At 58.3% G+C, this 13,509-nt stretch carries 12 protein-coding genes, 3 tRNA genes and 1 pseudogene; 9 read left to right on the plus strand and 7 right to left on the minus strand.

The window, feature by feature from the left end:
• Positions 1 to 294 precede the first annotated feature (294 nt).
• The 5 genes from DFR37_RS11655 (at position 295) to DFR37_RS11675 (ending at position 1,885) form a co-directional block, all read left to right on the plus strand.
• Positions 295 to 370, plus strand: a tRNA-Ala gene (locus DFR37_RS11655).
• A 61-nt stretch (positions 371 to 431) separates the two neighbouring features.
• A tRNA-Glu gene (locus DFR37_RS11660) sits at positions 432 to 507 on the plus strand.
• Positions 508 to 542: 35 nt separating this feature from the next.
• Positions 543 to 619 (plus strand) — tRNA-Asp (locus tag DFR37_RS11665).
• A 116-nt stretch (positions 620 to 735) separates the two neighbouring features.
• Positions 736 to 882 (plus strand): zinc-binding dehydrogenase, encoded by a 147-nt coding sequence (locus DFR37_RS23435; protein ID WP_113933402.1) that lies wholly within the window; start codon positions 736 to 738, stop codon positions 880 to 882.
• 16 nt (positions 883 to 898) lie between these two features.
• Positions 899 to 1,885, plus strand: coding sequence for a zinc-dependent alcohol dehydrogenase family protein (locus tag DFR37_RS11675; protein WP_113933403.1), 987 nt, complete (start codon positions 899 to 901; stop codon positions 1,883 to 1,885).
• A 65-nt stretch (positions 1,886 to 1,950) separates the two neighbouring features.
• Here the strand turns inward: DFR37_RS11675 and DFR37_RS11685 are convergent, their stop codons facing one another.
• A complete protein-coding gene (locus DFR37_RS11685; RefSeq protein ID WP_346724942.1) occupies positions 1,951 to 2,925 on the minus strand; it encodes a LysR family transcriptional regulator in 975 nt (324 codons plus the stop codon).
• Positions 2,926 to 3,014: 89 nt separating this feature from the next.
• On the opposite strand from DFR37_RS11685, the gene DFR37_RS11690 reads away from it, so the two are divergent.
• The 3 genes and pseudogenes from DFR37_RS11690 to DFR37_RS11700 form a co-directional block, all read left to right on the plus strand.
• Positions 3,015 to 3,713: a malonic semialdehyde reductase gene (locus DFR37_RS11690; RefSeq protein WP_113933405.1), complete on the plus strand. Its 699-nt coding sequence runs from the start codon at positions 3,015 to 3,017 to the stop codon at positions 3,711 to 3,713.
• Between the two features lie 53 nt (positions 3,714 to 3,766).
• Entirely contained in the window at positions 3,767 to 4,381 is a 615-nt protein-coding gene (locus DFR37_RS11695; RefSeq protein ID WP_242341815.1) for an NADPH-dependent F420 reductase, read from the plus strand.
• Positions 4,382 to 4,501: 120 nt separating this feature from the next.
• Positions 4,502 to 4,597 (plus strand): annotated as a pseudogene (locus DFR37_RS11700) (oxidoreductase); the annotation flags it as partial.
• Between the two features lie 88 nt (positions 4,598 to 4,685).
• Here the strand turns inward: DFR37_RS11700 and DFR37_RS11705 are convergent.
• The 6 genes from DFR37_RS11705 to DFR37_RS11730 form a co-directional block, all read right to left on the minus strand.
• Positions 4,686 to 5,408, minus strand: coding sequence for a type 1 glutamine amidotransferase (locus DFR37_RS11705; RefSeq protein ID WP_113933406.1), 723 nt, complete (start codon positions 5,406 to 5,408; stop codon positions 4,686 to 4,688).
• Entirely contained in the window at positions 5,405 to 6,799 is a 1,395-nt protein-coding gene (locus DFR37_RS11710) for an amidase (RefSeq protein WP_113933407.1), read from the minus strand. The genes DFR37_RS11705 and DFR37_RS11710 overlap by 4 nt, the downstream gene beginning before the upstream one ends.
• Positions 6,799 to 7,965 (minus strand): ABC transporter substrate-binding protein, encoded by a 1,167-nt coding sequence (locus DFR37_RS11715; protein ID WP_113933408.1) that lies wholly within the window; start codon positions 7,963 to 7,965, stop codon positions 6,799 to 6,801. The genes DFR37_RS11710 and DFR37_RS11715 overlap by 1 nt, the downstream gene beginning before the upstream one ends.
• A 110-nt stretch (positions 7,966 to 8,075) precedes the next feature.
• Positions 8,076 to 9,266, minus strand: coding sequence for an ABC transporter substrate-binding protein (locus tag DFR37_RS11720; protein ID WP_113933409.1), 1,191 nt, complete (start codon positions 9,264 to 9,266; stop codon positions 8,076 to 8,078).
• Positions 9,267 to 9,413: 147 nt separating this feature from the next.
• Positions 9,414 to 10,853 (minus strand): glutamine synthetase family protein, encoded by a 1,440-nt coding sequence (locus tag DFR37_RS11725; RefSeq protein WP_113933410.1) that lies wholly within the window; start codon positions 10,851 to 10,853, stop codon positions 9,414 to 9,416.
• Positions 10,853 to 12,199: an aromatic ring-hydroxylating dioxygenase subunit alpha gene (locus DFR37_RS11730; protein WP_113933411.1), complete on the minus strand. Its 1,347-nt coding sequence runs from the start codon at positions 12,197 to 12,199 to the stop codon at positions 10,853 to 10,855. Before DFR37_RS11730 ends, DFR37_RS11725 begins: the two co-directional genes overlap by 1 nt.
• A gap of 451 nt (positions 12,200 to 12,650) precedes the next feature.
• Between DFR37_RS11730 and DFR37_RS11735 the strand changes: the two genes are divergently transcribed.
• The gene (locus tag DFR37_RS11735) at positions 12,651 to 13,391 is read left to right on the plus strand and encodes a GntR family transcriptional regulator (protein WP_113933412.1); all 741 of its coding nucleotides are present in this window, start codon (positions 12,651 to 12,653) and stop codon (positions 13,389 to 13,391) included.
• Positions 13,392 to 13,509 lie beyond the last annotated feature (118 nt).

Below are 13,509 nucleotides of genomic sequence, written 5' to 3' on the forward strand. Positions count from 1 at the left end.
AATAATGATGTTGATGAGCGTTTACTCGGTATTCAGCATATCGCACTAAAGGACTGTTGGCGAGATGCAAAGGAAAAAATTGCGGCGTGTGCCCTAGATATAAGGCGTCTGGATATCATGCCAACAACCGGTATTGCTTTTGTACACACTCTCTGTACTACGACAAACAGCCATAGCGGCGGCAGCTAAAATTTTCCCTGGACTTGCACACATCAAAAATTTAGTGCATAATTTCGCTTCTTTGCTAGACATGCATTTGTTTAAACCCCGGTTGAAACCGATGCATGACATGTTGGGGGTATAGCTCAGCTGGGAGAGCGCTTGCATGGCATGCAAGAGGTCAGCGGTTCGATCCCGCTTACCTCCACCACTTCTTTCAAAGAAAAAGCTGCGTTGGTTTCATGGTATACTGCGCAACTTGTTTAAGTCCAGTCCCCTTCGTCTAGAGGCCTAGGACACCACCCTTTCACGGTGGGTACAGGGGTTCGAATCCCCTAGGGGACGCCAGGTCGCTTTGCCGCCTGCATAAGTTACACCGCTGCGGAGCGGTAGTTCAGTTGGTTAGAATACCGGCCTGTCACGCCGGGGGTCGCGGGTTCGAGTCCCGTCCGCTCCGCCAAGGAATTCAGTGAAATCAAGCACCTGCACCACGCAGGTGCTTTTTTTTCGCCCTGGCTTATATTCCAAAGTCGAGGTCTTTGTTCCAAGGATTAGCTCTTCTGGCTTTCCGTTTAATTGGAAAGCCGCGCCAGGCCGTTTCTGGATAAGCATCAGATCAAGCCCGTTATCGACCACGTGTATGCTTTCGAGGATGCCGTTCAAGCCTATGAACACTTGTCGAAAGGGGCGTTCGGTAAAATCGTGATCAAAGTCGCAGTCTGATAACCGGAGAATACTGATGTCACGCGTTGTTCGTTTTCACGCACTGGGCGGGCCTGATGTGCTCCGCCTGGAAGAGCGTGTCATACCAACCCCGGGCGCTGGAGAAGTGCTTATTAAAGTCGAAGCTATTGGCATGAACCGCGCCGATGTGATGTTTCGTACCGGACGCTATCTGGAGAAGGCCACATTTCCTTCCCAGATGGGATTTGAAGCGTCCGGAACCGCACTTGCCGTGGGTGCCGGTGCCCACGGCGTTCGCGAAGGTGACGCGGTAGGCGTCTTGCCGGGCTTTGACATCAGTAAATACGGCACGTATGGCGATCACGCTGTTGTCCCGCACGCCTACGTGTTGCCGCAGCCGCAAGGCTTGACCCATGTCCAGGCGGCTGGACTGTGGATGGCGTACTTAACAGCTTATGGCGGTTTAATCGAGGCCGGTCGTCTAATGGCGGGTGACTGGGTCGTTATTTCCGCTGCCTCCAGTAGTGTCGGACTGGCTGCGATCCAAATTGCCCGGCAGGCCGGTGCGCGCCCCATTGCCACGACCCTAACCAGCGCCAAGCGCGATGCATTGATAGCCGCAGGAGCATATGCCGTCATCGCTACGGAAGAAGAACCGTTAGGCCAGCGCTTACAGGAGCACACCGAGGGTAAGCTGAACTGTGCCTTTGACGCGGTCGGCGGACCGCAGGTGGTCGACTTGGCGGAAGCCATGGCACCAAAAGGAACAATCGTCGTTCATGGCGCCCTAAGCTCCGAAGAAACACCGTATCCGCTGAAGCAGGCCTTAAAAAAGAGTCTGACATTGCGCGGCTACGTCTATACGGAAGTGACGAAGGATCCCGACTGCCTTGCACGCGCACAGAGTTTCATCGCGCAAGGCATCTCGGCAGGCACGTTACGCCCACATATCGACAAAACGTTTCCACTGGACAAGGTCATCGATGCGCATCGATACCTGGAGTCTAACCAGCAGTTTGGTAAGGTCGTATTGACGACTTAATTTTTTCCTATTGAAGCCTTCGAAGGGGATATCCCCCGAATGCAGAATCAGGTGCAACTTGCCCGTCAGGCAGAAGACGCCGGTTTCGCGGCACTCTGGGGGCGTGATGTTCCTTTGCGCGACTCATGGCTTTCACGAACGCTGCCCGATAAACTCTTCAAGTAGTCGATGAGCCATCTTCCCGCCGGCCCAGGTGGCGCCGAGGCCCGGTAGCAGGCAGACATGGTCAATGCGAAGTCCTCGCGCACATCAAGGAGTATCAGGCTGCCCAACGCGATGTCGGACTCCACCATGTGATGAGGCATGCTGCCCCATCCTACGCCGTCCCTGAGAAAGGCGTGCTTGGTTGAAAGGTCTGCCAACCGCCACGTCGACGGGGACAGGACGCCGTAGTCTTTGCCGGACATCAGACTCGAACGGTCAGTCAGCACAAGTTGCACATGCTTGGCCAGTTCGCGCTTGGGTATTCGGCCACGAAACTTCGCCAGCGGATGCTGCGGCGACGCCACCATGACCAAGGGAATCTCCTCCAGGCGTTCGCTGACCAACGCGGGAAACTCAACAGGCAACGACGCCAGGATGCCAAGGCTGCAACGTTCATCCAGCACGGGTTGGTACGCCGCACCCAACCCCTCCACAAACAGCCGTAACGGAGTCAGCGGAAACTGTTCTGCGAATGCCTTTGCCGCCACCGCAATGGTAGCGGTCGGAAAGAACACGTCGACAACCACGGACAATTCGGCCTCAAGTCCTCCGGCCATTAGCTTGGCGCGCGCCTTCAGCGCATTGACGCCGGACACGATGTCGCGTGCGTCGGCGAGCAGCAGTACTCCCTCGGGCGTGAGCTTCGGAAACCGTGCTGTGCGATCAAACAGCGCGACGCCGAGTTGGGCTTCCAGGCTGCCGATCCACCCGCTTATCGCCGACTGCACGCGATAGAGCTTGCGTCCCGCAGCCGAAAAGCTGCCTTCATCGACTGCGGCGATGAAGGCCTTGATTTGGTCCAGCGAAATACCGTCCAGCATCGAGGTCCATCCCATATTCAGATAGTTCTGATCTGATTTTATCGTCTTTTCAGATTCAACGGGAAATCCTATATTGGTTACGTCCTAACCACAAAGGCACCGATATGAACCTTCCTGATATTGATTCCAGCGTCCTTGACGCCGTCGCGGCGAGCCGCCGCCCGAGCGCCGAACTCCCTAGTCTTGAGCCTCGGCCTTCACTCACCGCCACGAAAGGCGTATTGCCCGCCGCCGCCCTCGATCAGCTGTTCCGGCTGGCCAGAACCTATAACGAGTGGAGCGCCCGAGATGTCGACGATCAGACCATCCACGAAGTGTACGAACTGCTGAAGTGGGGCCCCACCGCTGCCAACAGCAATCCCGCGCGCTTCGTGTGGATAAGAAGCCGCGAAGGCAAGGAAAAGCTGGCGGCGCTTGCAATGGAAGCCAACCGGGCCAAGATCATGGCTGCGCCCGTTACGGTAATCGTTGGCCACGACCTGGCGTTTGCGGAGACGATGCCGAAATTATTTCCGGCGCGGGGCGAGATGCTGCGCGAGTTCTACCGGGAACCGGCAGTGGCTGCAGAAACGGCACTGCGCAACAGCAGCCTGCAGGGCGCCTACCTGATCCTTGCGGCGCGCGCTCTGGGCCTAGACGGCGGCCCCATGTCCGGCTTCGATAACGCGGGCGTCGATCGCGAGTTCTTTGCCGGCACTCGCATCCAATCCAATTTCATATGCAGCCTTGGATACGGAGAACCCGGCACGCCATTTCCGCGCAACCCGCGGCTGTCATTCGAAGAAGCTGGCCGCTGGGCATGAACCGGCGCAGTCGCGGGTCGTCCCCGCTTCCACACATCACTTGGAGAACAATCATGAACATGCAATACAGTATCGTAGGATCCGGCCCTGTGGGCAGGACGTTGGCAGGCCTTTTCGCGAGGACCGGAATCGATGTGCAGGTTGCCAACTCGCGTGGGCCAGAATCTCTGGCGGCAATTACTGCCGAGCTGGGACAACACGTGATTCCGGCCACGCTGGAGCAAGCACTCGAAGCGGATGTCATTTTCCTTGCGGTCGGATTCATGCGGGTCCAGTCCGTGGCGATAAAACTCCCCGACTGGGCCGGCAAGATCGTGGTCGACGTGACCAACGCCCTGCAGCCGGCCGAGGCACAGGAAACGAAACTGCGCGGCCTCCTGTCTTCCGAGATCAATGCAGATTTCTTATCAGGAGCAAAGCTGGTCAAGGCCTTCAACCACCTGCCTGTGCAGCGGCTTGGGACGAATCCCCCGATCAGCGGCCAGCGCCAGGCAGTCTTCGTATCCAGCAATGACGCGGATGCCAGCACAACGATCGCAGCGCTTGCCGCGCGACTCGGCTTCGCTCCGATTGAGCTCGGAAGGCTGAATCAGGGCGGCGCAGCCCTGCACGTTCTGAGCGGCAGCCAGGGCGGGCTTCTCTTTCAGAACCTGGTAAAGCTCGATTAGGGAAAGGCCATGAACGAGCACGAGCAAGCTCCAGGGATACGGCGAGCCCGAGCTGGGAATCGCCGTGGGCCGGCAGGCCTGGCGGTTACGGTCACCATGCTGTCGGATACATCATGCGGCGCGAACCTGGTCGTCTATGTTTGCTCGGAGCAGGCTTCCGGCACGACGGGCGCGGCCCTGCGTGTCGATGGCGGCGTGCTGCGACAGATTGCTTAAGACGACGATGGGACCCTTCGGGGGCTCAGTAATTTCGAGAGCGATACGGTGAAGGACGAGAGCAGGCTCGCTTCGGCCCTGAAAGGCCTCAAGGCTTGCAGTTTCGTACCCAGCGGCTATACAACCGGGTAAGCACCTTTTCCATAGCCCTGGTTCGGGCGGGGACGTCGCGCTGGGTTTCTTGCAATGAGGTCACGGCGGGGTTGCCGGTTGCATATTCGCGTTCCAGCCAAGCGCCGTTGCGCTCGAGCGACAGCTCGACCAGTTCGGGCGTCATTTCGAAGTGGGACTGCATGCCCAGGTGCAGATCGCACAGCACAAAGGCCTGGTTGGCGCAGTTTGCTCCCGTCGCGATGCGCACCGCGCCAAGCGGCAATTCGAAAGTATCGCCATGCCATTGGAAGGTGGGGATGATGCTGCCCTCTTGCTCGCCCCACCAGGCTTGCGCCAGCTCGCCGCCCTCGACCACAATGTCTTGCCAGCCGATCTCGCTGCGGATGTTTTTATGGACGTTGGCACCCAGGGCGATAGCCATCAGCTGGCTGCCCAGGCAATGCCCCGCCACCGGTATGTCCAAAGCGTCGGCTTCGCGTATCAGGGCGCATTCCTGCGCTATCCAGGGCAAAGGGTCGTGAACGCTCATGTAGCCGCCCATGAACACCAAACCGGCAAAGTCGCTGGCGGTTTCGGGCACGGTCTGGCCGTCGACGATGCGGATGATTTCGCAGCGATACCCAAGACTTTCAAGAATGGGAATGACGAAACCGGGCTGTCCGACTTCGGTATGCTGAAAAACAACGATTGGCTTCATGGCGAAACTTCCAACAGACTTTCCAAGGCGCTGCCCAATTGCAGCACCTGCTTATCATGATACTTGCGGCCGACAATTTGCAAGCCGACGGGAAGGCCCTGTCCTCCCAACCCCATCGGAATGCTTAGCGCAGGCTGCTGGCTGACATTGAAGGGATATGCATAGCCGTTCATGGCAAACCAGTTCTCGCCGCTTTCATTGCCGTTGGCCAAATAGCGCCCGGCCGGCGGGGCGACCGACGGCGTGCTTGGCGTCAGCAGCACATCAATATCGCAAAACGTGCGGGCCAAGGCTGTTCCCAAGGCACGCAAGCGTGTCTGGCTGGCAGCCAGTTCGGCCATGCCCAGCTGTTCTCCTGCGCGATAAAGGCCGCGAAGCTTGTCGCCCAGCAACTCCCGCCGGGACGGCGGCCATGCCTGGAAAGATTCAAAGACGCGGCTGCACCAGATGGTCCACATCGCAGCGCAAGCATCTTCAATGCCTGGCGCGACTTCTTCAAGCTGATAGCCGGCGGCCGACAAACGTGCCAGCGTGTGTTCGAAGGCCGCGGCGACGTCCGCGTCGGGCAACTGCGCGGCACCCAGCGTGCGGCTCCAACCTATACGCAAAGGCCGCTCCTGGCCATCTGCGCTGCCGCTGCGCGAAAACAGCGATGAAGGGTCGCGCGGGTCGCCTTTGGAAAACACCGACATCGCGGTAATGCAGTCCTGCATGCTGCGCGTCAGCACACCCTGGTGCGCGAACTCGGCAAAAGCGCTGGCGGGCGCCGCCGGTATCAGGCCAAAGGTAGGTTTGAAGCCAACCAGGCCGCAATACGAGGCCGGAATCCTGACCGAGCCGCCCGCGTCGCTGCCCAGCGCCAGCGGCCCCCAGCCTGCGGCAACCTGAGCTGCCGCGCCGCTGCTTGAGCCGCCCGCGGAATGCGCGTTATTGAGCGGATTGCGCGTCAGGCCTGAGTATGGGTTTTCTGAAAGCACGGTCCAACCGAATTCAGTTGTGGTGGTCTTGCCGAAAACCACCGCGCCGGCCGCACGCAATTGAACTACGCTGGGCGCATCGACCGGCGCGGGCGGATCGTCCTGCGTCGCAAGCGAACCGCAGCGTGTCGGCCAGCCTGCAACTTGAGTCAAATCCTTGATGGACACCGGCACGCCGTCCAAAGGCCCCAAGGCCTGGCCGGCGCGATGACGCTTTTCGGATGCTTGCGCGGCCTGCAGTGCGGCGGGCCAGACCAGATGACAGAACGCATTGATGCCCTGCGTATCGCTTTCGATAGCGGAGCGCATTGCATCCAGCGTGTCGACCGGCGAACATGCGCCGCTGCCGTACTGTTGCGACAACTGGGCGATGTCCATGGCAAGAATATCTGCCGAATCTACGCTGCCGGACATCAGTTACCGGCCTTGTAGGTCTTGAACTCGACATTGGCGAATTCACCATTTACTTTCTCAAAACGGCGTATGTATTCGTCTTGCACGATATCTCCTGTTTTCGCGTCAATGCGGATCCGGCCGCGCGGGCTTTCTATTTCCAGGCCCTTCAGCGCGGCAATCAAGGCGGTGCCGTCCGCGTTGCCACCGGTTTTTTTCAGTGCCGCATAAATGGCGGCCATTCCGTCATAAGCGGCGACGCTCATGATGGCGGGACGTTCGTTGTTGCCCAACAGTGCCTTGAAGCGCTGCACATACTCTTTGTTCAAGGCCGATTCATGATGCATGGAATAAGGATACACCGTCGTCATGCCCATGCCCTGCTCGCCGATGACGTTCATGATGGGTTCATCGACCACGTCGCCGGTGCCGAGCAATTTTATGCCGTCGGCGCCAAGGCCTTTGGCGCGAAACTCCTTGATGAAAGCCGGCGCAACGCTGCCGCCGTTCACAAAGGCGAACAATACATCGGGCTTTGCATCCTTCACCCGCAGCATGTAGGGCGCGAACTCTGTCGTCACCAAGGGCGTGCGCACCGCGCCCACCACCTTGCCGCCCGCCGCTTCGAAAGTCTTCACAAAAGCCTGCTCGGCATCATGGCCGGGCGCGTAGTCCGCGACAATCACATAGGCCGTCTTGGCGCCCTGCTCGACCGCCCATTTGGCAATCGGGGGAACCACATCGGAATAGGTGAACGACGTGCGCACCATATACGGCGACTTGGCTGTTATGCCGGCCCCAGCCGCGTTCATGACGACCATGGGCAGCTTGGCTTGGGTTGCAATGGGAGCAACCGCCATGGCGTTGGGCGTAAAGCCGAATCCGGCCAGCACCTGGACTTTATCGCGCACGACAAGCTCTTGCGCCAGGCGCTTGGCGGCGTCGGGATTGGCGCCGCCCGTATCCCTGTAAACGACTTCGACACGCTTGCCAGCCACGCTATCGCCGAATTGGTCCTGGTATATCTTGACGCCCGCCTGCATCTGGCGTCCGAACTCCGAAAATGGCCCGCTCATTTCGACGATCATGCCTACCTTGACGACATCCTGAGCCGCCGCGACTGGCGCACCGGCAATAAGGCCCGCCAACACAGAAAGCCCCAAACAACGAAAATACAAACTCTTCATGATTTTCCTGGCAATACATCGAAATTCAATTCGACGGTTGTTATTGGATAAACTTCACCTCGTTGAAATGCCGGGCGGGGCCCGCGGGCCCTGCCTCAACACGAATCGGCTTACTTGTCTTCTTTGGCGGGGTCCTTGACCTTGTCGAACTTGTCGAACTCGACATTGACCAGCTTGCCGTCGACTTTCTCGACCTTGCGGATATATACGGTCTGGATAATGTCGCGTGTGACCGGGTCAATCTGGATCGGGCCGCGTGGGCTTTCGAATTGCATGCCCTTCAAGGCTTCCATGACCTTGTCGCCATTGACGTCGCCGTTCGTCTTCTTCAAGGCCTCGGCAATTGCCGTCATGCCGTCATAGGCGGTTACGGAGAAGTAGTTGGGCCGCAGCTTGGTACCGAACTGCTCGGCGAAATCCTGCACGAACTTCTTGTTCTTGGGCGAAGGGTGGGCGTACGAGTAGTGGTGGCTGGTGACCAGGCCAAGCGCAACATCGCCGGTGGCCTCGAGGAAGCTGTCGTCGGTTGCCTCGCCCGTGGCGAACAACTTGATGCCGGCCTGCTCCATGCCGCGTTCTTTCCAGGCCTTGAGAAAGGTAGGAGGCATCACGCCCGACGGGAAAAAGAAAAACGCCGCTTCAGGTTTCATGTCCTTGATATGCTGGACATAGGCCGAGAAATCCATGTTGCTCATGGGCGTGCGAACGCTGTGCACCACGTTGCCCCCGCCCTTGGCGAATTCTTTTGCAAAGGCTTTTTCGGCATCGACACCCGAGGCGTAGTCGGCCACCACGGTGTATACGTTCTTGACGCCCTGCTTAAGAAGCCACTGGGCCATCGGCGCCGTTACCTGCTGCACGGTGAACGACAAGCGCGCGATATAAGGAGAGCTGTTCGTAATACCGGACGATGCCGCGTTCATCACAATGGTAGGAATCTTGGCTTGCGTGGAAACGGCAGCAACCGCATAGGCGTTGGGGCTGAAGTCCAGGCCGGTGATAAAGCTGACTTTGTCGCGCACAATGAGCTCTTGCGCGACGCGCTTGGCAACGTCGGGAGCCGGGCCGCCGGTGTCCTTGCGGATGACTTCCACTTCTTTGCCCGCGATCTTGCCGCCATGTTCTTTAAGGTACAGGGCAATGCCGGCGTCGAATTGGCGTCCGTAGTCCGCGTAAGGGCCGGTGTAGGTGGCAATAAGGCCGATGCGCAGCTTGTCGTCGCCGTTATCGGCATGAGCTACGCCCAGCGCGCCCAGACAAGCCAGGGCAATAGTTGTCAACACATACTGTTTCTTTGTCATAGTCTCTTCCAAATGGGTTATCAATAGTGATGGTTGCTGCTTAACTTACCTTGCTGCAGGTGAATCCGGGACGGCGCAATATGTGCATTTCGGCCAGCACACATTGCCCGCCCCGACGGGACAGGCAAATGACGAACGCAGCCCGCCTTAGAACATGTCGAAGTACTCGCGATGTTCCCAATCCGTTACTTCGAGATTGAAGCGAGCGATTTCCGCCTCTTTGATGAAGCACAGATAGTCGACGAAAGATGCGCCCATCTGATCGCACAAGTGAGTGTCTTCGCGCAGGCAATGCAGCGCTTCGTCCAACGAGCGCGGCAGCAACGCGGCCGGCGTTTCGTAGGGCGCATCGGCCGAAGGCCCGGGGTCGAGCCGGCTTTCAATGCCGTGCAGGCCCGAAAACAATTGCGAAGCCATATACAGGTATGGGTTGGCCGTCGGTTCGCCGATGCGATTCTCGATACGCGTGGCGGTTTGGCCGGGGCCGCCCAATACTCGCAGCATGGCGGCGCGGTTGTCGCGCGCCCAGGCGGCGCGGTCAGGAGCCAGCGAAAACGGACGATAGCGGCGATAACCGTTAATGGTGGGACTGGCAAAAAAAGCGGCGCCGCAGGCGTGCTCTTTAAGCCCGGCCAAATAGCCCAGGCCTACTTGCGACAGGCCCACGCCTTCGGCGTCATGGGGCATGAACACATTGACACCGTCGCTTTTGCGGCGCAGCGACTGGTGCAAATGCCAGCCGCTGGACATGACATTAGGAATGCGCGGCCGGCACATGAATGTGGCGTGATAACCGTTGCGCTGGCAGATTTGCTTGATGGCGCTGCGCAGCAGGATCATCAGGTCGGCCGCGGCCACGCCGCAGCTTGGGCTGAAGGTAAGCTCGAACTGGCTGGGTCCGTATTCGATCTCGAGCGAATGCAAAGGCAGGCCCAGGGCCTGAAGCTGGCTGCGCAAGAGCTCCATCAGCGCATCGACGCGGTCGTAGCGCAGTTCAGTCAGGTACTGATAGCCGTGCGTCAGCAAAGAGACTTCTGGCGGGGTGCCGGGCTGGCCGGAATCGGCCAGCGCCATGCGTGCCTCGTCTAGCTTGAATACGTGGAACTCCACCTCCAGGCCGGCAATGAAGTCCAGGCCGTGCTCGTCCAGGCGCTGGATGGCGCGCTGCATGATATGCCGCGATGAAAACGGCCAGGGCTGGCCGTCGCACAGATACGCGTCGCACAGAACCCAGCCGGTTTTATAGGCCCAGGGCAGTATCTTGAACGTGGCTGGGTCGGCCACTACTGTGAAGTCCGAGCCGCCGCGCAGCCCATCAAGTTGATAGCCGCCGCTGTTGAAAACCGGAAATACGGTTTTATGCGATGTGTCTTTGAGCAGCAGCGTAGAGGTTAAATTGACGCCGCTCCATAAGGCGTCGCGCGCCGCTGAAGCCACCAGCGTTTTACCGCGCAAAATGCCGTGCTGGTCGGGAAACATAAAACGCAGGGTTTCGATTTCCCCAGCGTCGATGCGGCCCACCAGGTCGCGGGCTTGCCGCTGTTGCTCGTCGGACCACAGCCCGTGCCGGTCGACAAAAGAATTCATCATGCTTTTGCTTCCGCTTCCTTGGCAAGGCGTGCGCTGGCCCAGTCGGACTGGCTGCGACGCAGAAGGTCGGCTTCCTTCCAGTAGGCTGTTGGCTCCAGGCGGTCTTTGTTGATGCCGTCGATGGCGGGCGGGCCGTTCAAGGCGCTGGCCTGCTCGGAACTGATCAGCATGGGCACGTCGGACTTGCCCGCCAAGGTGCTTTCAATAGCCTGGACCAGCATACGCCGGAACATGGCAATGCCTTTGTCGGTGCTGCCCAGGTTTTCGCGGGTACGGTCCTGGATGACTCCCAGGGATTCGCACGCCCACTGATCATGAACGTTGATGTCGCTGCCCATGCCGGTATAGGTTTCGGCAAGCTGCTCGTCGACGTTGTAGCCGTAGTTGTTGCTCTTGTTCCGGCGCGAAATATAGTCGGGCAATTCGTACAGTTCCAGCCGCTGGTCGCGCATTTGCTGCTTGTTGACCGGCCCGGTAAAGCTGGTAAAGATGGCATACCAGTAATTATTGTAGTCATCGACCGGCACATGCCATTGCGTGATGGTCATTTCAGCGCTCATGGGAATCACGAAGGCCTGCGGAAAAACCACGTTGGTGACGCGCACATGGGTTTGCTCTTCGGGGAGCTTGCGCAAGGCCGTCAGGCGCAAGCCGTAATCCGTTGTGTCGACCGAGATTTCCGGACGGTCGTATTCGCGCAGAACCTTGGTGATAGGCAGTTCGGAATCGGCCGAAGCGCCACGAAATTGCTTGCCGTAGCTGCCCGAAGTATCTTCGTCTTCGAAAAACCGGTGCAGGAACGAAGCGTGCGCCGGATCCATGCCCACTTCCAGGGCCTGCAGCCAATTGCATTCGAACAGACCTTTGAAGGCGAACACATGCGAGTCCGGCGCCACAAAACAGTCGAACTCGGGAAAAGCGGGTGGCTCGCCTTCGCCCAGATAGGCGAAGATAATGCCGCTGCGTTCGACCACCGGGTAGGCGCCTTGACGGATATGGGTAGACAGCTTGCTGCTTTCGGGCTCGGCCGGGGTTTCAAGGCAGTCGCCTTTGATGTTGAAGGCCCAGCCGTGGAACAGGCAGCGCAAGCCGCCGCCTTCGATGCGGCCCTTGGAAAGGTCGGCGCCCCGGTGCGGGCAGTCGCGGTCGAGCATGCCCAGATTACCGTTTTCGTCGCGGAACAAGACAAAGTCTTGCCCCATGAGCTTGACGGCGCGCACAGGCCTTTTGCCCTCAAGCTCGTCGACCAGCGCAACGGGCTGCCAATAGCGGCGCAGCAACTTGCCGGCGGGCGCCTCGGGGCCTACCCGCGTGATCAAATCGTTTCGTTCTTTACTAAGCATAATGACTACCCTTGAGAAAACTGCGAATTACCATTGATTGTATTCAAATTGTTTTTATTTCCACAAGGCGAAATTTATTAGTAAATACCCTTATAAAGCAACCACAACAACAGCAAATAAATGTGGGATTTAATTTTTTACTCATTAATATCAACAAATTAAATAATAAAAAATCGAAAGCTCTCAAATGCTATGGACACAAGATAAAAACATTCCAGCAGCAATGAAGCGCTGTTCTGATGGAATTCTATGATTTTTATCGGAAAATCTTAAAAAATACGCGCATAAACCCGCAAAATAATTAAATACACCTCTGTTTTACAACGGAATTAAGAGAAATACCTATGTATACAATAAGGCCCGGATTCGCTAAACTGCCGCCTTAAGATAAACTCACGCCAACGGCTTTTTCCATTCAACCGGCGCCAACTTTATTGAACAGACTTCCGTCATGACTTCACTGCAATCCCGTGTCCTTGTTCAATTGCGCGGCCTTATTCTTCAAGGCGCTTTCGCCCCGGGCGAGCGCCTTACCGAAATCCCGCTGGCCGAGCGCCTGAAAGCATCGCGCACGCCGGTGCGCCAGGCGCTTGTCAGCCTGGAACACGAAGGCCTTATCGAACTCTCGCCCGGCGGCGGCTACCAAATGCGCAGCTTCACCATGCAGGACGTCTCCGATGCCATACGGCTGCGAGGCGTCATCGAAGGCTTTGCCGCAAGGCTCCTGGCCGAAAACGGCGCTTCACGGCGTACGCTGCGCATCCTGCATGAATGCCTGGACGACGGCGACAAAATCGTCAACAAGGCCAGCATGGACCTGGACGACTACGCGGCCTATGTCGACATGAACGACCGCTTCCACCATGTATTGATCACAAGCTGCGGCAACCGGGCGCTGGAACGCACCATGGAAATGCTGAACGGCCAGGCCTTCGGCGCCCCCAGCGCCACCTTGCCCATGCAGTCGTCCATGGACGAGGGCCAGGAATGGATGAAGCATGCCCATCGCACCCACCACGCCATCGTGCACGCCATTGAACACAGCCAGGGTTCGCGCGCCCAGGCGCTGGGCGAAGAACATGTGGAAATTGCCCGGCAGAATCTGGACTACGCGCTTGAAAAGCCCGAGCTCGCCGCCAAGATCCTGCCCGGCATTCACCTGATTGCAGACGCGCCGGCACGCAAGAACTAGGCCGTAAACAGGGCTGGCGCATCATGCAAGACATTCCGGCAAACAAACCGTTATGCTGGCGGCCTGGCGCGCAACGCGTGCCTTAATGCAGCCTATACAAGATAAAAACACAAACCGA

This window comes from Eoetvoesiella caeni (assembly GCF_003315175.1).
In the GTDB taxonomy this organism is placed as follows: domain Bacteria; phylum Pseudomonadota; class Gammaproteobacteria; order Burkholderiales; family Burkholderiaceae_B; genus Eoetvoesia; species Eoetvoesia caeni.

What these genes read in the sequence shown, in the direction of transcription:
- DFR37_RS11690 (WP_113933405.1), top strand. Translation starts at nt 3,015, where the DNA reads ATGAACCTTCCTGATATTGATTCCAGCGTCCTTGACGCCGTCGCGGCG.
- DFR37_RS11710 (WP_113933407.1), bottom strand. Translation starts at nt 6,799, where the DNA reads ATGTCCGGCAGCGTAGATTCGGCAGATATTCTTGCCATGGACATCGCC.
- DFR37_RS11720 (WP_113933409.1), bottom strand. Translation starts at nt 9,266, where the DNA reads ATGACAAAGAAACAGTATGTGTTGACAACTATTGCCCTGGCTTGTCTG.
- DFR37_RS11695 (WP_242341815.1), top strand. Translation starts at nt 3,767, where the DNA reads ATGAACATGCAATACAGTATCGTAGGATCCGGCCCTGTGGGCAGGACG.
- DFR37_RS11725 (WP_113933410.1), bottom strand. Translation starts at nt 10,853, where the DNA reads ATGAATTCTTTTGTCGACCGGCACGGGCTGTGGTCCGACGAGCAACAG.
- DFR37_RS11715 (WP_113933408.1), bottom strand. Translation starts at nt 7,965, where the DNA reads ATGAAGAGTTTGTATTTTCGTTGTTTGGGGCTTTCTGTGTTGGCGGGC.
- DFR37_RS11705 (WP_113933406.1), bottom strand. Translation starts at nt 5,408, where the DNA reads ATGAAGCCAATCGTTGTTTTTCAGCATACCGAAGTCGGACAGCCCGGT.
- DFR37_RS11675 (WP_113933403.1), top strand. Translation starts at nt 899, where the DNA reads ATGTCACGCGTTGTTCGTTTTCACGCACTGGGCGGGCCTGATGTGCTC.
- DFR37_RS11730 (WP_113933411.1), bottom strand. Translation starts at nt 12,199, where the DNA reads ATGCTTAGTAAAGAACGAAACGATTTGATCACGCGGGTAGGCCCCGAG.
- DFR37_RS11685 (WP_346724942.1), bottom strand. Translation starts at nt 2,925, where the DNA reads ATGGGATGGACCTCGATGCTGGACGGTATTTCGCTGGACCAAATCAAG.
- DFR37_RS11735 (WP_113933412.1), top strand. Translation starts at nt 12,651, where the DNA reads ATGACTTCACTGCAATCCCGTGTCCTTGTTCAATTGCGCGGCCTTATT.